Source organism: Vibrio sp. 2-1-2a, assembly GCF_032648565.1.
GTDB classification, from domain to species: domain Bacteria; phylum Pseudomonadota; class Gammaproteobacteria; order Enterobacterales; family Vibrionaceae; genus Vibrio; species Vibrio diabolicus.
On sequence record NZ_WBOH01000005.1, the window covers coordinates 87,919 to 108,770 of the forward strand.

Below are 20,852 nucleotides of genomic sequence, written 5' to 3' on the forward strand. Positions count from 1 at the left end.
TAGCGAGTAATATTAACCATTAATGTAAGAAAAACTTACAGGTTAACTTATCTCTCATCATGTTACGGTTTCTAAAATATGCGTAAATTAGTCCCTCTAAAATCCATCTATGCATTTGTCGCTGTAGCGGAATCTGGCAGCATGACAGAAGCAGCGCAGATATTAAGTGTGAGTCATTCGGCGGTGAGTCAGGCGATAAAATCACTGGAGACTCAGGTAAACAAACCTCTGTTTGATCGCGTAGGCAGACAAGTTCAACTTAATGCTGACGGTAAAAAATATTATCGAAAGGTTGCGCCAGCTTTAGAACAAATTGTCGATGCCACAGAAGCGTTAATCCAAGACCAAAACTTGCAACGTATTACGCTTAATATGGTGAATTCCTTGGCGCTGCATTGGTGGATTCCGCGAATGTCGAGTTTGCAGGACTTTGCTCCGCAATTAGACGTTCGTTTATCAAACCTGTCTGGCAGGTTTAATCTAGAGCAAGAAGGTATCGACGCTGCCCTCGTGCATGGAAACACCGAGGAATGGCAAGATTATTACTGTGAAAAGCTCAGTGAAGATGAACTGGTTTTGGTGTGTAGCCCTGAATTGATAGCTAAGACGAATGACTCAAATATCGCTCAACTGTTAAAGCAGTATCCCATCATTGAAGTCACTAACGAACGAAGAAAAAATGACTGGAACGTGTGGCAGAATGCGACTGGCATCCTGCGACCTAAAAGCAAAAAACCAATCACTTTTAATATGTCGATACAAGCCGTGCAGGCGACGACTCGTCGTTTAGGCTTATTGGTGACTCATCGCTTGTTTGTGAAAGATGACATCAAATATGGCCAGTTAATCGAGCTGGGTAAACCCGTCATTAATCCTAACCAACAGTTTTACTTTGTTTGCCCACCACACAAGCTAAAGCTGGAATCGTTTCACCTTCTGCGCTCGTGGTTGCAACAATCATTCAATTAAAGAAACCTTTTGTTAAGCACATTCATTGAAAAATTAGTATAAAGTTAGAAAGAGCACTTTTCATCCAAGGATGGTTTATGAAGCGGTATCAAATATGGTTAAGCGTACTCTGCCTCACAGTACCCATGAGTGCAGTCGCTGAAAGTGAAGACGCTCATTCAGAGCAAGGCATCTCAACGGCAATCATAGGCGGCCAGCAAGCCACTCAAAATCAATTGCCCTTTTTCGCACGACTCATTCTACACAAAACTGGCGCGAATCAATTTGCCAACATCTGTGGCGGCACGATTGTTAATGACCGCTTCATTTTAACCGCCGCTCATTGTGTAGAGCCGAGTGTTTTTTCTGATGGATGGACAATCAATGATCTGCGAGTCTTAGTAAAAAACCCGACAATGAACGATGTGTTTGTTGAGGAATTCAAAGATGTTCGCTCTATCACTATTCATCCAAATTACGAGCCTAGTGATTTATGGATTAATGATATCGCCGTACTTGAACTTACCCATCCGATCACCGACAACGTTCAATCCATTACGTTGCCGCAAGATTTTGGTGATTACAGCAGCAAATCGGTTTATCAGATATTCGGTTTAGGGCAAACCTCGACCAACGATGAAAATGGACCAAATTATTTGCGATGGGCGGAAGTAAAACCACTCACTGATGCGCAATGTGCTTCTTTAGTGACGGGGTTTAATGCTCAAGAAAGCTTATGTGCCAATGGGTTTCCTGAGCGCAGTTATACCGGTATTTGCAGCGGTGACTCTGGTGGCCCTCTCACCTATCAAGACAACAACGGAATGTATCAACAAATCGGTATTGTAAGCTATGGTTCTTCTGTTTGTGAATCCGCTGCGATTCCGAGTGTGTTTACTGAGGTTCTAAATTACACAACATGGATTGAATCCCAAACCAGTTCGGGAGTGAAGACTCGTTACAATGCCCTCTTAGCAAGCACAGAAGATTATCATAGTGAAGGTGATTCCGGCTTTGAATCAGAAGATACCAACACATCTGGCTTTGAGGATAATGGCAGTAGTGGTGGCGCACTTGGCGCAGGGATGATCATGCTTGGAGGCTGGTTTGGTTGGCTAAGACGCCGCGGAACTTATTCGCGCTCCTAATAGCTTCGATAAGACATCATAATATCTTGCGCTTAACACGAGAGTTGATGATGTCTTCTATTATTTTTTGCTCTTTTTTCGCTTTTTCATAATTTTGCTTAGTACGCCATCGTTCGAGCACTTTTTCTAACCCTTGAACACGAGCGTGTTTGTGCTCCAGCGTTTTTTGTACAGACGCGCATTCCGCTTGCATGACGGCTTGTTCATGCTCATGGTGGCGAAGCATTTTTTGCAGCATTTGATCGACACGATTAAAGTTCATCAGTGCTGCGCTTGTCAGTGTTGGAACAGTTCTGGTTGATTGTCCCGCATGACCTTTCAATGCTGACAATTGTTCCAACTGCATTGAAAGATGGGAGTGACGTTGACGCATGGCATCAAGTTGTTGACCCACACGATCACGTTGCTTTTCTTCCATTTGTTGCAGCTTACCCACTGCTTTTAACTTGGATTTCATCTCAACGATGCCACTCCCATTTGGTTAAGCACTTTGAAAAAGCTGCGCGAGCTCGGTCAAACTGGTTGGGTAATCCACTGACTCATTGGCGGCTTGTTGTAAATACGCACGTAAGTTTGGATACATAGCAACAGATTGATCTAATTCAGGATCTTGCCCCGGTTGATAGCCTCCTAACGGCAGCAATTCTTTCACCTGAAGATAGTTGGAGTACATCTGGCGGAAATTATTCGCGATCGTGCTATGCGCCTCCTGTGTACAGGTACTCATACAACGGCTGATAGACGCATTAATATCAATGGCAGGATAGTGCCCTTGCTCGGCAAGTTGACGCGATAATACGACATGTCCATCTAAGATAGCACGCGCAGAATCCACGACAGGATCTTGCTGGTCGTCCCCTTCCGCCAACACGGTATAAATTGCGGTTAGGCTACCGTGCTGATTTTCACTGTTGCCCGCACGCTCAAGGAGTTGCGGTAACACGCTGAAGACAGAGGGCGGATAACCGCGAGATGCCGGAGGCTCGCCAAGCGAAAGAGCGATTTCACGCTGTGCCATGGCGTATCGAGTGAGAGAGTCCATCAACAACAAAACATCTTTGCCTTGATCTCGAAAATACTCGGAAACGCGATGACAAAGCAGTGTGGCTCTTAACCTCATCAGCGGGGATTCATCAGCAGGAGCTGCGATGATAATCGCCTTCTTGCGCGCCTCTGGGGTTAAGTTTCGTTCGATGAACTCGCGTACCTCTCGGCCTCGCTCACCAATAAGACCGACCACAATCACATCGGCTTCGGTGTTTTTGGTGATCATCCCCATTAAAACACTTTTACCGACACCACTGCCCGCCATTAAGCCAATGCGTTGACCTTTTCCGACGGTCAAGAGTCCATTGATTGCGCGCACCCCAACGTTGAGTGGGGTATCAACAGGACGTCGCTTCAATGGGTTAATCGGTTTTGGTTCAAGTGAAACACGATCTCCCCCTTTAAGCGGTGCCCCGTCGTCCAACGGCTCACCTAAACCATTCAGCACTCGCCCTAACCACTGAGCACTTAACTGCACGGTACTGTCACCGTCCAGAGGAATGACTTTCGCACCAGCAAATAAGCCACCTAAGCGCCGAATAGGCATTAGGTAAGCAATAGTGTGCTCAAAGCCCACCACTTGCGCTTCGATCATGTCGCCTTCTGCGGTTTCTACGAGACAGCGCTGCTCCAGTTTAAACCGGCACCCAACGGCTTGTAACATTAAGCCGTTTACTTTAATCAAGCGCCCTGTCACGCGAGCAACAGGGATTGAATCGAGCGAAGCCAATGCTTCGCTCAAACGCTCACTCAATAGCTCATGGCTTAAGGTATTACTCATGCTCTGATTCTACCTGCGGAATACTAACTTCATCCAAAAGGTGTTGTTTTACATTGTCCATACAGGCTTCTAAACGAGAGTCGCAACTTGCATCCGCCTCTGCATCATCGGTCACTAGTTGACAGCCACCAATCGGAAGTTCCGTATTAGCCACCAGTTTCCAAGATTGTGGCAGATCAGCATTAATGTGAGTAATTCGTTCTAAATCCTGCGGATTTAAATGCACGGTTACGGTTTCCGCTTTACCAGGCATGGCAGACAATGTCTCATCCACCAAAGCAAGGATCTGTTGAGGCATTAAAGTGAGCTCAGCACGAATCACTTGCTGAGCCACTTTTTGTACCAGCTCACAAATCATATGACGTTGCTGTTGCTCTTTTTCGTCTTGCCAACGAGACAGCGCATGAAAGAGCTCGTTCACGGGTTTCGCCGCCTCTAGAAAACTCTGTTTTCCCGACTGCTCACCAGACACAAAGCCTTTTTGGAAGCCTTCTTTTTGCCCATCTAACAGGCCTTGTTGCTTACCCTGCTCGATACCTTGACGTAAGCCTTCTTCATGCCCTTGTTGTAAACCTTGTTGAAAACCGGCTTCAAGCTGCTGTTGAATATCAACTTGCGGCTCTTGCCAACCTTGGTTATCTAGCCCGAACTCGTCTTCTATAGCCTTAGGCTGCGCCAAAGGCGGAAAACGGTGCAAACGGTATCCACTCGGCGGCAGTCGCATCGTACTTGATTTTGTCTCTACCATGACGTTACTCCACCGTTGGCTCTTCATAAAGAAGCAACTGAACTTCACCAGATTCATCCAACTCACGCACCATTTGCATGATGTCTTGACGCGCTTTTTGAACACGACTTAGCGCAACAGCCCCGCGCGCTTCCATATCGTCTTCCAGTGCTTTCACCATACGCTGAGGCATAGAACGTTTAATGGCTTGCTGTAACGTAATTTCTGAACCTTTGAGTGCAACTGCCCACAATTCTAGTGGGATCTGCTGCACCAGCATGTCCATGGTTTCTTCACGCTGACGACCAAGAACCATAAAGTCGAACATATTCTCTTCAATGGCATTAACGACATCTTCATCATGCAACTTCAGCATTTCCATCAACGACCCGCGATCACCTTCAAAGCGGTTAATGATGTCAGCAGCTTGCTTGACACCAGATAGCGGTGTGCTTTGGCTTGCAGATACTTTTTCAATGCAGCGCTCAACGAGCTCATGCAAATCAATAGCAACTTGATGATCGATGTCTTGCAGCTGAGCAATTCGGAACAAGATTTCGTCATGGTAATCTTGTGGCAGGTGCTTCAACACCGCTGAAGAGCTATCGGCTGGCAAATAGGCAAGAAAAATCGCTTGCATTTGCGGGTGCTCATTCACAATGAAACGAGCAAGCGTTTCTGCTTCTACCCACTGTAAGCGCTGCATATTGTTGCGAATTTCATCACCATACAGCGTATTCAGCAGCCCTTTTGCCAAATCATTACCCAATGCTTTACGTAGCGTATTAGACAAATATTCTTTAGAAGCTCCACGAATGCCACTGTGCTCACGAAAGTCTTCAAAGAAAGTTTGAATAACGCCGCGAGCGGAATCGCTCTTAATGCCATTCAACTTCGCCATTGCACGAGTCACCCGCTGGGTTTCATCACGGCTAAAGTGCTGTAAAACCTTCGCAGCGGCATCCTCGCCCATGCCTAATAGCACGAGCGCGGTTTGTTCTACATAACTAAGCGTCTGCTTTGATGGAACTGTGTTCATTGATGTTTACCCATTGTTTCAGTATTTCGGCTACGCGCTCTGGCTCTTCATTGGCAATAAGCTGTAGGTGTTTCAATTGAATCTCTAGTGGCGAACCGGCTGGAGGCAGCATGTCGCTGTTTACATCTAAGCCGGAAGAGGCTGAGATACCTTTTTCTGATAGACGACGATCAAGCACTTCTTCATGCTCACGCTCTTCACGCGTTTGCAGGTTGTCGTAATCAGGCTCTTCTTGCGGCTCTGCAAAGTCTAACTCTGGTACTGGCTTATCAACGCCAGTGAGGTGCATGATCAATGGGCGTAGTACGAAGAAGATCATCGCCAAGCCTAACAAACCACCGATAACGTAACGTATTGGCTGCTGTACTGTAGGGTCTTGCCACCACGGCAGCGCAGGAGGCGCATCAATTTCAATTGGAGTGAAGTTGAAACTCATCAAGCTTAAGCTGTCACCTCGTGCCGCAGAAATACCGACAGCATCCATGATCATATTTGAAATCTGCTCTTTATCTGCTTCACTCCAAGCAACACCATCCGGAGAGGCTTTCGAGTTCAACAGTACCGACACGCTCATTTTCTCAATTTGACCTTGTTGGTATTGAGTACGACGAACACTACTCCCCACTGCATACTGACGGTTTACTTCAGAGCGTGCGTTGGTGTTTTGGCTATCGTTCGTTTCTACTTCTTCACCAGTTACTGGCGGTTGGTTGCTTAGAGAACCTGGTACGCCTAGCGCGATTTGGTCAACTGAGTTGTTGTGAATGGTGTGCTCGTTACGTACGACAGGTGCGTTATCCAAAATCTCTTGCGTTTCTTCAACTTGGCTAAAGTCCATATCGGCAGCAACTTGCACACGGAAGTTACTCGGACCCACAATTGGCGTAAGCATGTCTGCTGCGCGTTGAATGATCTGCTTCTCAACGTTCTTTTGATATTCAAGGTATTTTGCATTGACTTTACCTGCTTCCGCCGAAGCAACATCTGCACTGAGTAAACGGCCATATTGGTCGATAACAGATACAAATTCAGGCTTCATCGCCGTCACGCTACCAACCACTAGGTTGATGATTGCTTCAACTTGCTCAGACTTGAGGTCTTCGCCAGGTTTCAGCTCAAGCATCACTGACGCTGAAGGGTTCTCGCTGTTTTGACGAACAAATAAGGTTTGACGAGGAATAGCTAAGTGAACACGCGCATTCGCCACTGAATTCAGAGACATGATAGTGCGTACTAACTCACCTTCTAAACCATGACGGTAACGCGCCGTTTCCATAAATTGGCTTGTACCGAGAGAGCTGTCTTCTTTAAGCGAATCCAAACCTGTCGGCAGTTTGGCTTTAACACCTTTTGACGCAAGCAACATGCGAACTTTCGCAACTTCGCCTTCTGGCACAAGAACTTGGCCATTTTGCTCTTGCATACGGTAGCTCACACCTTCACTTTCTAATACCGAGACAATCTCTCCGATATCAAAACGTTCTTGTTGGCTATACAGTGGACGGAAGCTTTGTGAGGAACTCCAAAGAGCGACCACAATGATTGCCGCAACAATCGCAGCGAGTACGGCAGATAACACTAGGTTTCTCTGGCTACTCGACCAGATTTGCTTCAGCTTCGTTGTTACATCGTCCATGCTATTCGCAGTAGAAAATGTCTGTGCTGAGCCGGAGGTCATGGCTGTATTTCCGGCGACTTGGGGGGTTAGTTCTGACATGAATTACACCGGCATCTTCATAATATCTTCAAATGAGGTCACGACTTTGTTGCGCACTTGCATCAAAGCATTAAATGATAAGCTGGCTTTTTGGCTAGCGACCATCGCACCAACTAGGTCATCACTTTTTCCTGTTTCTACGGCCGTCATTTTTTGACTAGCCACTGATTGATGTTGATTCACTGTATCCAACACATTTGTCATCGCTTGTGAGAACGATAATGGTGCGTTTAGTGATTGTTGATCTAAAGGATTTGCACTCACGATAAACTCTGGCGGCTGCACTTGTGCCTGCATCGCCTGCATTTTTGACAACATAAGTTGCTCTGCCGAGACCGCATGAGTAGGTTGACTTGCCATCTATTTTTTCTCCTATTAGGCAGCCGAGCCTAGTGCCGACTGTAAATCAATACCATGTTCTCGCATGGCTGCGAGTTTGTAGCGTAGCGCTCGAGTTGATACTCCAAGCGCGTTTGCGGTTTTCGTTCGGTTTCCACCAAACTGACGTAATTTTTCTAAAATAAATTGATATTCGGCCTGCTTCTTCGCTTCTACATGACCAAAGCTTGAAGCTGGCTCAGCGGATGGAACTGGCGCAACAAGTTCAATAGGCAGCATCAGATCATGGGCAGTAATGTAGTCACCATGACGCATGACCAATGCACGCTGAATGACATTTTCCAACTCGCGAATATTGCCTGGCCAGTGATACTGACTCAGCGCACTGATCGCATCTTGGGATAGATGACAGCGACTGCTATCTTGATACTTTTCAATAAAGAATTGGCTGATCGGTAAAATGTCTTCTTTTCTTTCACGCAAAGGCGGCCAGTGCAGAGGCAAAACATCCAATCGGTAATAAAGGTCTTCACGGAATGTGCCTTTTTGAACTTCTTCACGTAAGTCTTTATTGGTTGCCGCAATAACACGAATATCAAGCTTCACCGCCTTGTGGCTGCCTACGCGTTCCACTTCACGCTCTTGAAGAACGCGTAATAACTTGGCTTGAACTGCAGGGGACATTTCACCGATTTCATCTAGCAAAATCGTCCCGCCATTCGCTTCTTCAAACTTACCGCTTTGAGAGTTAGTCGCTCCTGTGAAGGCACCTTTTACATGACCAAATAGAACCGCTTCTAGCATCGACTCTGGAATGGCGGCGCAGTTAACCGCCACAAATGGACCATCAATACGTGGAGAGTGCTCATGCACATATCGAGCCAGCACTTCTTTACCCGTTCCCGATTCGCCTGTAATTAACACACTGGCGCTGGTGCAAGCGGCACGATGCGCCAATTGCAGTACCTGCTTGCTTCGCCAAGATTCCGCAACAATATTGGCCATTGGCTTACCTAACGCTTCAACGCGCTTCAGTAAATTAAGCAGCTGATTCGCTTCAAATGGGCGTAATAGATAATCGGTTGCTCCCGATTTCATCGTCTCAGCCGCCAAGATTCCCTGCTCTTGATCGACAATAGCGATAACAACACCAGAGTTACGTTGCTTTTGGTGGCAAGCAACAAACTCGCGGACACACATGTCCGGTAAAGTAGAGCTCACAAGAGTGATTTCTGCTCGCTCTTCAAGTAATGCGCCTCGGCCAGTACGAGTGTGTTTTGCGGTGTAACCTGCATTTTGCAACACATCCAATACTGGTTGAGCAAGAGCTTCATTCGGCTCAACCAACAAAATTTTCGTTTTCGTCATCATTGAACCTTAACTTTCGTTTGTTGATTTTGTTGTTGTACATCAGGGTGGTGTTTCACTGCCGTTCGCTCGTTATCTCTCACTAGGCGCAACGTTACGCGTCGATTTTTCGCTTGGCCCTTCGTCGAACTATTGCTGGCAATTGGGTAACGAGAACCATGCGCTCTTGTTTCGATCATCGATTTATCAATACCAAGTTCAACTAAGGCCTCGGCAACTTGCTCTGCTCTAGTACGTGATACTGAAAGGTTCGCCAAGCTAGAACCAACGTTATCGGTATGGCCATCAATTAAGATCTTGGTCACACGATCATCAACAGATACATAGCTATTTAGCGCTACGAGCGTTTCTTGCTGCTTACGACTTAGCGCCTTCTGACCAAAGTCAAAAGACAGAACAAGATTTCGTGCCTCTGAAAACGAAAGCTTAGGCAAACGCGCTCGACAGGCATTAAATGACTTGAGCGCGTTTTGAATTTGAATAGTCGGAATCACAATCTCCGACAAAGAGGAAGCATTACTTCCCTTTAGTGACAACGTCACCCAATTACCAGTAGCAATTGAATCCATGAGTTCATCAGCACCTTTGCTGAAGACAAATCGTTGGGATGGCTTAGTAAAATCAAGGGTGGCAAACTCTTTTCTATAAAGCTCACTTGACCATGGGGCACTTTGACTTATTAGAGCAATCGTTTTCCATTTATTATTTTCATAATGTATATCGGAAATAAAATAAGTTTTATTGTTAGGTTCCGAACGGAAATAAAACTTCCCATACGGCGTGCTTGAGTGCAATAAGTTGCATTCAAAGTTGTTTCCTTTATATGTCCACTTTGAAAGATCCATGGGGATGGTCACAACCTCACCTGAATATGTCACCTTAGACACTAGCAAACTGACAAAAATAAATATTTTACAATTTATTAAACCGTTAGGGTTCATGTATATCTTACAATTCCATGACCTTATCAATTTAATTAAATATGCCACTAAGCCGTGATAACTGGCATAGCTAATCATGTTAATTACCTATTCTGAATATTGAAACTGGTTACAAAATACTCACAAGAGCATAGCCAAACCTTTAAAACCAAGATTTAAGCTTTAAAAACAATGTCTTATATTTTAATTATCTAAATTAGCCGTTACACCATGAAGATGGTTTTAAAAAGTTAATAACAACTAAAAACGCTTAATATTTTTATATTTTCTTATTAAGCAATTTATAAAGGAAACTAACCCTTTTTAAATTTTATTAAAAGATTAAGACTATATGCTCAAGGCAACATGTGAACTAAAGTCACAATCTTAGAGTTTGAAACTAAAAGATCATTAAAATTTCTGTGTAGACTACACGCCATTAAGTTAAAACAGTTTCGATTGTTAACGCACGGTAAAATATAAATGGAAAATAGAGTTAGCGAGCCTATTTCTGATATTCAACTACTTGATGTAGAATTATTAGGCAAACCTATTCATATCATTCGTGAAAAGCTTGAAGGCTTGATTTCAGAGTCTTGTTCCAGCCTTACGATTGAATTACAAAATTGGCTCAGTACGAGTAAAGTGGAAGCTAGCTTAACCTCTGTAGACTTGCATCGCTTTATACCGATAAAAATGGATAAAGACCAAACGTCAACCTATCAACACCAAGAGGGCGGCATGGTATTTGTTCATGGAGATGCTCACACGTTAATAAAACTGGCAGATCGGTTCTATGGCGCCAGCACTGAGCGTTCAGCAACAACACTGACAGCAAGTGACCTCCGCCTACAAGAGCGAATCAGTCGTATCATTATTGGTTGGCTTGCACCAGGTGAGATGTGGGAAATGGGTGAGTACGAAGCGCCCCGAGGGATTGGGATTAACGTGCAGTTAAACATCGCGTTTGACGATCACCAAGGCTCAATTCATCTCAAACTAGATAGCCACCTTATTCAAACACTGATCGAGCAGCTTGAACTGCAGCCCGATACGGATTTGTACCAACCATTCTGTCGCTCTTTAGAGGCAACGCCTGTTCGACTGAATGTTGTTTTAAGTAAAAAGAAGATGCCGTTGAGCGACGTTGTTGGCTTACAACCTAACGATATTTTACCAATTGAGCTTCTTAATACGGTTCCAGTCAGCATTGGTAACCAATCTTTATTTACAGGTCGTATTGCTGAGCAAGACGGCCAACTTGTTTTGATCTTTAACCCTGATAAGGAACCGCAGCGATGAGCGAAGCGCCAGAAACGAATGCATTCGACGCAGAAGAATTGAACTTTGACGACTTTCAATTAGAAGACTTTGAAGCTGAAAGTACGCTCCAACAAGAACCAGCAACTGCGGAACGTGATCTTAGCTTTTTCAAAAGTATTCCCGTCACTGTCACGCTGGAAGTTGCAAGCAAAGAAATCCCACTTGGGGACTTAATGAAAGCCGGAGAAGGCACGGTTATCGAACTTGAAAAGCTCAATGGTGAGCCTTTAGACGTAAAGGTAAACGGCTCTCTAATGGGTCACGCTGAAGTCGTCGTCGTTAATGATAAGTACGGACTTCGTCTGATCGATGTACATGACTCTGCATTGAGTGGCGTTGGTCAATAATCTTAGGTAGGCATCACAATGAAAAATCTGAGCGCTTGGCACCGTTGGTTACCTCTTTTGGTACTGGTGTCACTTTTGTTTGCTTTCCCAACCATGGCGGCAGACAACGGCTTAACTATCTTGTCCGTTTCTGATGGCGACACACAGCAAGAATACAGCGTTAAATTGCAAATTCTGTTGTTGATGACGGCGCTCAGTTTTCTTCCAGCATTCATTCTGATGGCAACGAGCTTTACTCGGATTATCGTCGTCCTCGCGATTTTGCGCCAAGCCCTTGGTCTTCAACAAAGTCCTCCTAACCGCGTATTGGTTGGGATTGCTTTGGCATTGACCTTGCTGATCATGCGACCTGTTTGGAGCGATATTCATGAAAATGCATTTCAACCGTATGACAATGGTGAAATCACGCTAATACAAGCATTCTCTATAGCAGAGAAACCAGTGAGAGAGTTCATGCTGGCACAAACTCATCAAAGCTCTCTTGAGCAAATGCTGCGTATTGCCAATGAACCGCTCGACCAAAAGGTTGAAGATATTTCGTTTGCGGTTGTCTTGCCTGCGTTTGTCATCAGTGAACTAAAAACCGCCTTTCAAATTGGCTTTATGCTCTTCATCCCCTTCTTGGTTATCGACTTAGTTGTCGCCAGTGTGCTCATGGCAATGGGTATGATGATGCTATCACCTTTGATTGTTTCACTCCCTTTTAAACTGGTGGTGTTTGTACTCGTGGATGGCTGGGCAATGACGGTTGGCACGTTATCTGCCAGTTTCGGTTAAATAGGAGCATGCTATGACCCCTGAACTAACCGTAACGTTATTTTCCGATGCAGTATGGCTGATCATTCTGATGGTTGCGGTACTGGTTGTTCCTGGCCTAATTGTCGGTTTGTGTATCGCCGTTTTCCAGGCCGCCACACAAATCAACGAGCAAACACTCAGCTTTTTACCACGTTTGCTCGTTACGCTATTGATGGTGATTTTTGCGGGTCATTGGATGCTCCGAAAAATCATGGAACTGTTTGATTTCTTATTCCACAACATACCAGGGATGATTGGCTAATGGCCATCACATTTGCAGAGCTCTCAGCGATACTCGGTCAACTCTGGTGGCCGTTTTTTCGTGTGGGAGCCGTATTTATTTCGATGCCCTTCTTTGGTGATGCAATCATTCCCGTTTGGATCCGTACCTTACTGGCACTTTCGATCGTCGTGATTACCGCACCATTGATGCCACCAATGCCACAAGTCGAATTATTCTCCATGACATCTCTATTCCTTGCTTTTGAGCAAGCGATTTGGGGCGTGATGTTTGGGCTAATTTTGCACATGCTCTTTAACGTTTTCACCATGCTTGGTCAGGTCGTTTCTCTGCAAATGGGATTGGGTATGGCAATGATGAATGATCCTATCAACGGACTTTCTGTCGCCATTTTGGGTCGCATATTTCTTATATTTTCAACCTTGTTATTTCTCGCGCTAGAAGGACACTTGCTCGTCATTGATATCGTGATTCAAAGTTTTGTCGTGTGGCCGGTCGGTTCTGGCATCACATCGCTTTCTCTGCAAGGCGTTGTAAATATTTTCGGTTGGATGTTTGCCTCTGCTTTAGCACTAGCGTTGCCTGCTATTGTTTCAATGCTCTTAGCCAACATCAGTTTTGGTGTGATGAATCGCGCCGCCCCCTCACTCAACGTGTATGCGTTAGGTTTTCCAATGACGATGCTTCTTGGCCTGTTCAGCGTATTAATTTCAGTATCTGGTGTGCCGGGTCGCTACACCGCGCTTGTGCACGACACCATCAGACACTTGAGTAACTTTATGTTGGGGGGCGCATGAGCGATCAATCGTCTCAGGACAAAACTGAAAAAGCCTCGCCACAGAAAGTAAAAAAAGCACGTCAGGAAGGACAAATTCCTCGTGCAAAAGAGTTTACTACTGCGGTGATATTTCTAGCGGTAGCGCTCTACTTTTACTCTCAGCTCAATAGCATTTGGGAAAGTATGTCAGGTATTTTTCGCTACAACATGATGCTGACGCGAGCCGACCTAGAAAACCCGAAACAGCTTGTCGAGCAATTGGGACAAAGTTTAGCGGTAATCATCGACATGTTATTACCGTTGTTTACCGTCATTATTATCGTGACCTGTGGTAGCAGCCTTGTACTAGGCGGTTGGATGTTCCGTCCGGCGAACGTTATGCCAAAGCTGAGCAAAATTAATCCTTTAAGTGGGATAAAGCGCATTTTTTCGACACGCTCAGTGGTTGAGCTCTTAAAGTCCACATTCAAAGTAGCCGTTATTTTCGGCATCTTATATGGCTATTTAGACAACCACTTACAGCCTCTGCTAGGTATGCAAAACTTACCTTTAAGCCAAGGCTTTTCCCTGGTGATGTCTATTCTCTTTGAAGGCTTATTGTTGATGGGGTTTGCGTTGTTGTTATTTGGTGTTGTAGACATTCCCTACCAACGTTGGGAGCACCTAAAAGAGCTGCGTATGACCAAACAAGAGCTGAAGGAGGAATTCAAGAACAACGAAGGCCGCCCTGAAGTAAAGCAGCGAATCCGTCAAATTCAACAGCAGTTTGCACGCCGTAAAATCGATAAGATGGTACCAACGGCTGACGTAATCATCACTAACCCAACTCACTACGCTGTCGCTCTGAAGTACGAACCTTCACTTTCTGATGCTCCATTTGTGGTTGCAAAAGGCGTAGACGAAACAGCCATGCACATTCAACGAATCGCCCGAGAAAACAAGGTGGAGATCATCAACTCACCACCGTTGACTCGTTCGATCTATCACACCACGGCGATTGAACAAGCAATCCCAAGCCAACTGTACATTGCCGTGGCACATATTCTTACTTACGTTTTGCAATTGAAAGCCTTCCGTAAAGGTGAAGGAAAAGAGCCAACTCCTTTGCCTCATTTTTCGATTCCAAAGCATTTGCAGCACTGATTAACCCGCGTTTATCCAAGGACACGAAAGTATGCTTAACCGGTTAAAACAACTTCAAACATCAACCAAAGGCTACATTGGCATTCCAATTGTCTTGCTAATGATTTTGGCAATGGTGATTTTACCTTTGCCTCCCCTGCTATTGGATGCGTTGTTTACCTTCAATATCGTCTTGGCAATCCTAGTATTGCTGGTCAGCACTACCGCAAAGCGACCATTAGACTTCTCAGTTTTTCCAACGATTTTGTTAGTCGCGACATTATTGCGTCTTACACTAAACGTCGCTTCCACACGAATCGTACTCCTAGAAGGGCATAATGGGGGGGATGCGGCAGGTAAAGTCATCCAAGCGTTCGGTGAAGTCGTTATTGGCGGTAACTACGTCGTTGGTATGGTGGTGTTTGTTATCTTGATGATCATCAACTTCGTCGTAATTACCAAAGGTGGCGAACGTATCTCTGAGGTGTCTGCGCGCTTTACTTTGGATGCCTTACCGGGCAAACAGATGGCGATTGATGCCGACTTAAATGCCGGTCTTATCGATCAGGAAACCGCTCGATTGCGTCGTAAAGAAGTCGCTAACGAAGCCGATTTCCACGGCTCGATGGACGGCGCCTCAAAGTTTGTGCGAGGCGATGCTATCGCTGGTTTGCTGATTCTGTTTATCAACATCATTGGTGGTATCAGCATCGGCGTCTTTGAGCATGGACTCGCAGCATCTGACGCCTTTAAAACCTACGCACTACTTACAATCGGTGATGGCTTAGTAGCTCAAATTCCATCACTTCTATTGGCAACGGCTGCAGCGATTATCGTTACGCGAATTAATGATAGCGATAATGGCATGTCGGAAACCATGCAAAAACAATTGCTGGCAACCCCGGCGACACTGTTTACCGTCGCAGGCATCATGGCTGTGATAGGCATGGTGCCAGGCATGCCACATTTGGCCTTTTTTGCTTTCGCGGGTGCTTTAGCTTTCGCGGGTTGGCGTCAAACGAAAAAGCCCGTGCAAGACTCCCAAATCGAGGAGGTCGAAGCACTTTCACAAGCCATGCAAGAGGACGATACACCGCTTACATGGGAAGATATTCCTCATGTTCAAACGTTGTCGCTTTCCCTGGGTTACCGTCTCGTTCACCTAGTCAACAAAGAACAAGGTGCACCTTTATCACAGCGTATTCGCGGTGTGCGCCGTAACCTATCTGAACAAGTCGGCTTTTTATTACCAGAGGTGCGTATTCGAGACAACCTAAGCCTTAAACCGAATCAGTATACAATCTCTCTCAATGGCGAAGTGATCGAACAAGGCTTTATCGAGCCAGAACGTTTGATGGCGATTGCAGTCGGAGAAACGTACGGTGAAGTAGATGGTATTTTGGGCAGTGATCCTGCTTACCAATTACCAGCAGTGTGGATTGAACATCAAGACAAAGCGAAAGCGCTGAACATGGGTTATCAAGTGGTCGATGATGGCACGGTCATCGCGACTCATATTAGCAAGATAATGAAAACAAACCTTGCTGAGTTGTTTACGCACGACGATGTTGAAGCTATGACGCAACGTTTGACACAGCAAGCACCGAAGTTAGCCGAAGCCCTAGCCGCGGCACTTAACCCTGCGCAGCAACTCAAAGTATATCGCCAGTTGTTACTAGACCAAGTGCCACTAAAAGATATTCGTACGATTGCTAACACGATGCTGGAGTCCGCGGAAAACACTAAAGACCCGATTTTACTGGCATCTGATGTGCGTTGCGCACTAAAACGCACGCTCGTAAACCTGATTGCGGGACAGAAAAACGAATTAAATGTCTATGCTCTCTCTGATGAACTAGAACAAATGCTACTGACTTCGCTACAACAAGCACAATCTTCTGGTACAGTAATGTTAGACAGCTTCCCAATTGAGCCAAATATTCTTGGTCAGTTCCAACAAAACTTGCCACTGATAAGACAACAGCTCAAACAACAGGGATTACCTCCGATTCTTCTCGTTATGCCTCAGTTACGTCCACTTCTGGCTCGTTACGCACGCACATTTACGCAAGGACTGGCAGTATTGTCTTACAACGAAATTCCAGAAAACAAACAAATCAATGTGGTAGGAAACCTTGGTTAATCTTATTTCAACACATGCGATGTACGAACATTTGGTTGGTCTCGCAGTACAACATATCGTCACGGATGACGATCAATTAGTATTTGATGCTTTAAAGCACAATGACATTCAACACGCGTGCCAAGCCATTCGCGAGACTCAATCAGGCGAGGTAGAATTCCAACACCTGACGTTGAGATTTGGCACGCGTGGCGAACAAAGCGTCTATCAATTCGAACTCTCTGAACAAATGCAGTACTGCCTAGATTTGTTCAGCCTTTATCTCGCATTGCGACAAACACAGTTTCAGCTAGAAGCCTTTCACCCCGACTTAATCAGTAACGTCGTCGTGCCGATAAGAATTGACGCATTACTATGGGAACCAGGCATATACTTTCTCGAACAGATGATTCAGTTTCACTCTTCCGCTTTTCAACATGTGATTCCTTCTCTTCAAGCAGACAAAACGCTATGCGCCTATGATAAAGTCTCAGCGCTGATAGAGAAGTTAAGAGAAAACGCCTACTCACTTTGGTTTGAAGTCGCGACATCACAAGTGAACTTCGAACGAGTCGCTGACTTTAGTCCCGATATGATCAAACTATCAGTCACGTTAGAGGATAAAGAAGAAAGACATGCTTTCCTACCGATTGCTAAGTTCTTAAGAAAGCACAAATACCCTTGGGTAGCCGGGCGGGTAGCGAGCCAAACAGAGCTAAACCGCTATCGCTTGTTAGGGGCCAATTATTACTTTGGTTATTTCAGTGACATCCCGACCTCCCTCTCTTTTCAATCTTTTGGTGAGGAATGACAGAATCCTAACTATTAATCTTTATAAAACAGCGCGAATTATTCGCGCTGTTTTTTTATTTATAACGAAGAACGACAATATTGATAGATGACTGCTTCCCTGATTAAGTCAGGCTTATTCAGGTTATTTGATGTTATATCTGTATTTTCATGGAATACAAGTCACTAAAAATCATCAATTTTGATCTTTTTTAGGAATTTTTTAATTTTCAAATTAATCATTAAAGCTGACCGACCGCCTCTAGTTAGTGACTAGGGAATATCCCGAGGCCTGAAAGATATAGTGACTAACTAAGGAGACTAAGATGGCTTTATCAATGCACACTAACTACGCATCGCTTGTAACTCAAAACACTCTGAACAACACAAGCGGTCTTCTAAACACCGCAATGGAACGTCTAAGCACAGGCTACCGTGTAAACTCAGCTGCAGATGACGCTGCTGGTCTTCAAATTGCTAACCGTCTAGAAGCACAAACGCGTGGTATGTCAGTAGCAATGCGTAACGCTCAAGACGGCATCTCTATGATGCAAACAGCTGAAGGCGCAATGGATGAGATGACTAACATCACATACCGTATGAACGACCTAGCAACACAGTCTTTGAACGGTTCAAACAGCGATAAAGACCGCGCGGCAATGGACGCAGAATTTAAACAGCTTACAGCTGAACTAAAGAACATCGTGGACAACACCTCTTTTGGTGGCCAAAAACTACTAGCAACTGGTGGTGGTTTTGAAGCTGGTGCAGTTACCTTCCAAATCGGTGCTTCTTCTGCTGAAACTCTAGATGTTGACGCATCTGCAAGCATCCAGAAAGTTGCAGCGACTCTTGCTGACGCAGCAATCACAGACGGTATCGGTGATACAACTAAAGCGAAAGCAGCTCTTGATAAAATCAGTGGCGCAGCTGGTCTAGTGGAAGATATCGGTGCTACTCGTGCTCAATTTGGTGCGAACATCAACCGTCTTGAGCACACTATGACTAACCTGGGTAACATGGTTGAGAATACTTCTGCTGCTAAAGGCCGTATCATGGACGCAGATTTCGCTGTAGAATCTTCAAACATGACTAAGAACCAAATGCTAATGCAAGCTGGTACGACAGTTCTGTCTCAAACTAACCAGCTACCTGGTATGGCAATGTCTCTACTTCGTTAATAACGAACTAGAAATAAAATATACCAAAATAAAAAGCCTCCCTATGGGAGGCTTTTTTATCACCTGCGAATATAAATATAGCTTTTATTCCCACGTTGCTCTTCCGGTACTCTAAAACCTATTTTCCGCATTATATTATGAAGCACTTTATTAAATAGCTCCAACTCAACTGTCTCGCTTCCCTGTCCTTGCTGATATGTTTTCAACTCAGGGAACTTGGATATCGCTTCTTGTAGGATACTTGCTAGTTCATCTGAATTAATATTTTGTTTGCTCAGTAACTTAGCACTAATAAACGTTTCGTAAGATCGAGCACATTTCATCAGTCGCAAAACAAATTCATTCATTTCTGCCGTTCTTATCTAAGTGTTAAACTAACGTTGGAAAAATATCTTCAAACACCAAATACATACCAAGTTAAAGATACCAAAAAGCGACATCCCACTATGTAGGAATAGTCCCAATAAAATAGCAGGAAGAACCTAAAATACCGCACTATTGATAGTTTACTTAAACTCCCTCCCCCCTAAAGTGGATTAAATAATTTAGTTTTTTAGTCGCCTTGTCTTATAAGGAAACACTAGATGTTTTCTAGAGGAAGGCGGAACACACTAGGTGGAAAATCTACTTCCTCTCAAATCCAGATAACATCGTAAGCTTATGTTTTAAAAGCTCATTTCAATTGGGCACGTATCTTGCGATAAGACATATATTCCAGGCATAGAGTTACGCCAATTACCGATGAGAGAGGGAATAAGCTCGTGAGTTCATTAGATCCAATATCCATGGCAACTAAGTTGGCTACGTACGACGTTCAACCATTTAAACAGCGATATCAGCTACAAGCCGATAAATACCAATCTCAGTTATCTGCCTTGGGCAAAGTTGAAAGTGCAATGCGTGAGTTCCGAACTGCTCTCAAAGAGATGAACAGCAGTACTAGCAGCATCATTAAAAACTCAACAAGCATTTCTCAAGAAGGTTACTTTACAGCTAATGCTGACGCAAAAGCGCTATCCGGTAGCTACCAGATTTTCGTTGAACAAGTTGCAACATCACATCAAGTCTCTACAGGCATGCCTGCAGACCTTGACGCCACTACAGAGGTTCCGACTTCAGGAACTCTCGAATTCACCATCAACGGTGAAACGATGACACTTGATCTATCAACAGTCGATACCGACGGTGATGGTACAGCAACAATAAGTGACTTAGCGACTGCAATTAATAACGACAGCGATAACCCAGGTGTAAATGCAACCTTAGTGCGCTCAAACGGCCAGACTCACTTTATGCTTTCAAGCACTGAAACTGGTGTTGCTAACCAAATCAACGTATCGGCGTCTGGTACTGGCCAAGCCTGGTTTGAAGATGCATTCACAAACCTCAATCAGATAAGTGCTCCACAGGATGCTGTGATTTGGTTAGGAGCAGAAGGAACTGGGCTAAAACTAACAAACTCAAGCAATACGTTTGAAGGTGTTATCGATGGCGTAGATATTACCGTTACCAAGGCTCAAACCTCAGGAGAAACCGCTATTGGTTTAGGTATCGGAGCTGACGACGAAGCAACAAAAGAGCAGCTCAATAAGTTCGTAGAAGCCTACAACACATTGATATCTGCGATTGATGAGCACACGCAAATCGGCGGCGAAGATAAAAAGCGAGGCGCTCTGGCAAGCGATCCAACTATGCGTTCGATTGAAAGCCAGTTAACCAGCCTGGTTCGAGGTGAGCACGGCGGCATGCGCTTGAGCGAAATCGGTGTGACATTGGACCGCAATGGCAAAATGAAAGTGGACCAAGAAAAGTTTGCCGAGGCACAAAAAAACAACGGTGCGGGCTTGGAAGCGATGTTCAATGGCGACGGCGCTTTACTCGACTCTATTGATGCTATGGTCGAACCATTCCTCAAATTCTCTTCTGGAGCGTTCAAATCTCGTAAAGAATCGCTACAAGCAAACATTGATCGCATCTCAGATAAACAAACTACTTTAGAGCGTAAATACGACATGTCGTACAAGCGTTACCTAAAACAGTTCACTCAAATGAATACATTAATGACCCAAATGAACCAAACCATGTCAATGTTTGGCTAAGGCTTTAGGAGAATATCT

The 20,852-nt window shown here is 44.8% G+C and carries 21 protein-coding genes; 12 read left to right on the forward strand and 9 right to left on the reverse strand.

Annotation, left to right across the window (positions count from 1 at the left end; genetic code table 11):
- The first annotated feature begins 78 nt into the window (after positions 1-78).
- Positions 79-969, forward strand: coding sequence for a LysR substrate-binding domain-containing protein (locus F7Y48_RS14795; RefSeq protein WP_006741976.1), 891 nt, complete (start codon positions 79-81; stop codon positions 967-969).
- Between the two features lie 125 nt (positions 970-1,094).
- Entirely contained in the window at positions 1,095-2,096 is a 1,002-nt protein-coding gene (locus F7Y48_RS14800) for a serine protease (protein WP_316685477.1), read from the forward strand.
- 16 nt (positions 2,097-2,112) lie between these two features.
- On the opposite strand, the gene fliJ is transcribed toward F7Y48_RS14800, so the two are convergent.
- Genes fliJ through F7Y48_RS14840 form a run of 8 tightly spaced genes read right to left on the reverse strand, consistent with a single transcriptional unit; the run spans position 2,113 to position 10,133 of the window.
- The gene (fliJ, locus tag F7Y48_RS14805) at positions 2,113-2,553 is read right to left on the reverse strand and encodes a flagellar export protein FliJ (RefSeq protein ID WP_005394844.1); all 441 of its coding nucleotides are present in this window, start codon (positions 2,551-2,553) and stop codon (positions 2,113-2,115) included.
- A 24-nt stretch (positions 2,554-2,577) separates the two neighbouring features.
- Entirely contained in the window at positions 2,578-3,924 is a 1,347-nt protein-coding gene (gene fliI, locus F7Y48_RS14810; protein ID WP_005394843.1) for a flagellar protein export ATPase FliI, read from the reverse strand.
- Positions 3,917-4,672: a flagellar assembly protein FliH gene (gene fliH / locus F7Y48_RS14815; protein ID WP_005394841.1), complete on the reverse strand. Its 756-nt coding sequence runs from the start codon at positions 4,670-4,672 to the stop codon at positions 3,917-3,919. The genes fliI and fliH overlap by 8 nt, the downstream gene beginning before the upstream one ends.
- 4 nt (positions 4,673-4,676) lie before the next feature.
- Entirely contained in the window at positions 4,677-5,690 is a 1,014-nt protein-coding gene (locus F7Y48_RS14820; RefSeq protein WP_005394839.1) for a flagellar motor switch protein FliG, read from the reverse strand.
- Positions 5,659-7,407, reverse strand: coding sequence for a flagellar basal-body MS-ring/collar protein FliF (fliF, locus tag F7Y48_RS14825; RefSeq protein ID WP_031780427.1), 1,749 nt, complete (start codon positions 7,405-7,407; stop codon positions 5,659-5,661). Before fliF ends, F7Y48_RS14820 begins: the two co-directional genes overlap by 32 nt.
- A gap of 3 nt (positions 7,408-7,410) precedes the next feature.
- The gene (fliE, locus tag F7Y48_RS14830; protein ID WP_005375045.1) at positions 7,411-7,767 is read right to left on the reverse strand and encodes a flagellar hook-basal body complex protein FliE; all 357 of its coding nucleotides are present in this window, start codon (positions 7,765-7,767) and stop codon (positions 7,411-7,413) included.
- Between the two features lie 15 nt (positions 7,768-7,782).
- Entirely contained in the window at positions 7,783-9,114 is a 1,332-nt protein-coding gene (locus F7Y48_RS14835; protein WP_006741978.1) for a sigma-54 interaction domain-containing protein, read from the reverse strand.
- Positions 9,114-10,133, reverse strand: a complete 1,020-nt coding sequence (locus tag F7Y48_RS14840) for an OmpA family protein (protein ID WP_301572214.1) — start codon at positions 10,131-10,133, stop codon at positions 9,114-9,116. The genes F7Y48_RS14835 and F7Y48_RS14840 overlap by 1 nt, the downstream gene beginning before the upstream one ends.
- A 384-nt stretch (positions 10,134-10,517) precedes the next feature.
- On the opposite strand from F7Y48_RS14840, the gene F7Y48_RS14845 reads away from it, so the two are divergent.
- From F7Y48_RS14845 to lafA, 9 genes are all read left to right on the forward strand, one after another.
- A complete protein-coding gene (locus F7Y48_RS14845) occupies positions 10,518-11,336 on the forward strand; it encodes a FliM/FliN family flagellar motor switch protein (RefSeq protein ID WP_316684963.1) in 819 nt (272 codons plus the stop codon).
- Complete coding sequence (gene fliN, locus F7Y48_RS14850; protein ID WP_005398044.1) at positions 11,333-11,704, forward strand: flagellar motor switch protein FliN; 372 nt, start codon at positions 11,333-11,335, stop codon at positions 11,702-11,704. The genes F7Y48_RS14845 and fliN overlap by 4 nt, the downstream gene beginning before the upstream one ends.
- 18 nt (positions 11,705-11,722) lie before the next feature.
- Positions 11,723-12,481, forward strand: coding sequence for a flagellar type III secretion system pore protein FliP (gene fliP, locus F7Y48_RS14855; RefSeq protein ID WP_316684964.1), 759 nt, complete (start codon positions 11,723-11,725; stop codon positions 12,479-12,481).
- 13 nt (positions 12,482-12,494) lie between these two features.
- Positions 12,495-12,764 (forward strand): flagellar biosynthesis protein FliQ, encoded by a 270-nt coding sequence (fliQ, locus tag F7Y48_RS14860; RefSeq protein WP_005375036.1) that lies wholly within the window; start codon positions 12,495-12,497, stop codon positions 12,762-12,764.
- Positions 12,764-13,540 (forward strand): flagellar biosynthetic protein FliR, encoded by a 777-nt coding sequence (fliR, locus tag F7Y48_RS14865; RefSeq protein WP_006741982.1) that lies wholly within the window; start codon positions 12,764-12,766, stop codon positions 13,538-13,540. Before fliQ ends, fliR begins: the two co-directional genes overlap by 1 nt.
- Complete coding sequence (gene flhB, locus F7Y48_RS14870) at positions 13,537-14,664, forward strand: flagellar biosynthesis protein FlhB (protein WP_006741983.1); 1,128 nt, start codon at positions 13,537-13,539, stop codon at positions 14,662-14,664. The genes fliR and flhB overlap by 4 nt, the downstream gene beginning before the upstream one ends.
- Before the next feature lie 31 nt (positions 14,665-14,695).
- Positions 14,696-16,786: a flagellar biosynthesis protein FlhA gene (flhA, locus tag F7Y48_RS14875; RefSeq protein ID WP_006741984.1), complete on the forward strand. Its 2,091-nt coding sequence runs from the start codon at positions 14,696-14,698 to the stop codon at positions 16,784-16,786.
- A 19-nt stretch (positions 16,787-16,805) separates the two neighbouring features.
- Positions 16,806-17,576: an EAL domain-containing protein gene (locus F7Y48_RS14880; RefSeq protein WP_046875750.1), complete on the forward strand. Its 771-nt coding sequence runs from the start codon at positions 16,806-16,808 to the stop codon at positions 17,574-17,576.
- A 304-nt stretch (positions 17,577-17,880) separates the two neighbouring features.
- The gene (lafA, locus tag F7Y48_RS14885; protein ID WP_053807553.1) at positions 17,881-18,735 is read left to right on the forward strand and encodes a lateral flagellin LafA; all 855 of its coding nucleotides are present in this window, start codon (positions 17,881-17,883) and stop codon (positions 18,733-18,735) included.
- 59 nt (positions 18,736-18,794) lie between these two features.
- On the opposite strand, the gene F7Y48_RS14890 is transcribed toward lafA, so the two are convergent.
- Positions 18,795-19,082, reverse strand: a complete 288-nt coding sequence (locus F7Y48_RS14890) for a hypothetical protein (RefSeq protein WP_053807552.1) — start codon at positions 19,080-19,082, stop codon at positions 18,795-18,797.
- Between the two features lie 414 nt (positions 19,083-19,496).
- On the opposite strand from F7Y48_RS14890, the gene fliD reads away from it, so the two are divergent.
- Positions 19,497-20,834 (forward strand): flagellar filament capping protein FliD, encoded by a 1,338-nt coding sequence (fliD, locus tag F7Y48_RS14895; protein WP_104970451.1) that lies wholly within the window; start codon positions 19,497-19,499, stop codon positions 20,832-20,834.
- Positions 20,835-20,852: the final 18 nt, after the last annotated feature.

What these genes read in the sequence shown, in the direction of transcription:
- F7Y48_RS14795 (WP_006741976.1), top strand. Translation starts at nt 79, where the DNA reads ATGCGTAAATTAGTCCCTCTAAAATCCATCTATGCATTTGTCGCTGTA.
- F7Y48_RS14800 (WP_316685477.1), top strand. Translation starts at nt 1,095, where the DNA reads ATGAGTGCAGTCGCTGAAAGTGAAGACGCTCATTCAGAGCAAGGCATC.
- fliJ (WP_005394844.1), bottom strand. Translation starts at nt 2,553, where the DNA reads ATGAAATCCAAGTTAAAAGCAGTGGGTAAGCTGCAACAAATGGAAGAA.
- fliI (WP_005394843.1), bottom strand. Translation starts at nt 3,924, where the DNA reads ATGAGTAATACCTTAAGCCATGAGCTATTGAGTGAGCGTTTGAGCGAA.
- fliH (WP_005394841.1), bottom strand. Translation starts at nt 4,672, where the DNA reads ATGGTAGAGACAAAATCAAGTACGATGCGACTGCCGCCGAGTGGATAC.
- F7Y48_RS14820 (WP_005394839.1), bottom strand. Translation starts at nt 5,690, where the DNA reads ATGAACACAGTTCCATCAAAGCAGACGCTTAGTTATGTAGAACAAACC.
- fliF (WP_031780427.1), bottom strand. Translation starts at nt 7,407, where the DNA reads ATGTCAGAACTAACCCCCCAAGTCGCCGGAAATACAGCCATGACCTCC.
- fliE (WP_005375045.1), bottom strand. Translation starts at nt 7,767, where the DNA reads ATGGCAAGTCAACCTACTCATGCGGTCTCGGCAGAGCAACTTATGTTG.
- F7Y48_RS14835 (WP_006741978.1), bottom strand. Translation starts at nt 9,114, where the DNA reads ATGACGAAAACGAAAATTTTGTTGGTTGAGCCGAATGAAGCTCTTGCT.
- F7Y48_RS14840 (WP_301572214.1), bottom strand. Translation starts at nt 10,133, where the DNA reads ATGATTAGCTATGCCAGTTATCACGGCTTAGTGGCATATTTAATTAAA.
- F7Y48_RS14845 (WP_316684963.1), top strand. Translation starts at nt 10,518, where the DNA reads ATGGAAAATAGAGTTAGCGAGCCTATTTCTGATATTCAACTACTTGAT.
- fliN (WP_005398044.1), top strand. Translation starts at nt 11,333, where the DNA reads ATGAGCGAAGCGCCAGAAACGAATGCATTCGACGCAGAAGAATTGAAC.
- fliP (WP_316684964.1), top strand. Translation starts at nt 11,723, where the DNA reads ATGAAAAATCTGAGCGCTTGGCACCGTTGGTTACCTCTTTTGGTACTG.
- fliQ (WP_005375036.1), top strand. Translation starts at nt 12,495, where the DNA reads ATGACCCCTGAACTAACCGTAACGTTATTTTCCGATGCAGTATGGCTG.
- fliR (WP_006741982.1), top strand. Translation starts at nt 12,764, where the DNA reads ATGGCCATCACATTTGCAGAGCTCTCAGCGATACTCGGTCAACTCTGG.
- flhB (WP_006741983.1), top strand. Translation starts at nt 13,537, where the DNA reads ATGAGCGATCAATCGTCTCAGGACAAAACTGAAAAAGCCTCGCCACAG.
- flhA (WP_006741984.1), top strand. Translation starts at nt 14,696, where the DNA reads ATGCTTAACCGGTTAAAACAACTTCAAACATCAACCAAAGGCTACATT.
- F7Y48_RS14880 (WP_046875750.1), top strand. Translation starts at nt 16,806, where the DNA reads ATGTACGAACATTTGGTTGGTCTCGCAGTACAACATATCGTCACGGAT.
- lafA (WP_053807553.1), top strand. Translation starts at nt 17,881, where the DNA reads ATGGCTTTATCAATGCACACTAACTACGCATCGCTTGTAACTCAAAAC.
- F7Y48_RS14890 (WP_053807552.1), bottom strand. Translation starts at nt 19,082, where the DNA reads ATGAATGAATTTGTTTTGCGACTGATGAAATGTGCTCGATCTTACGAA.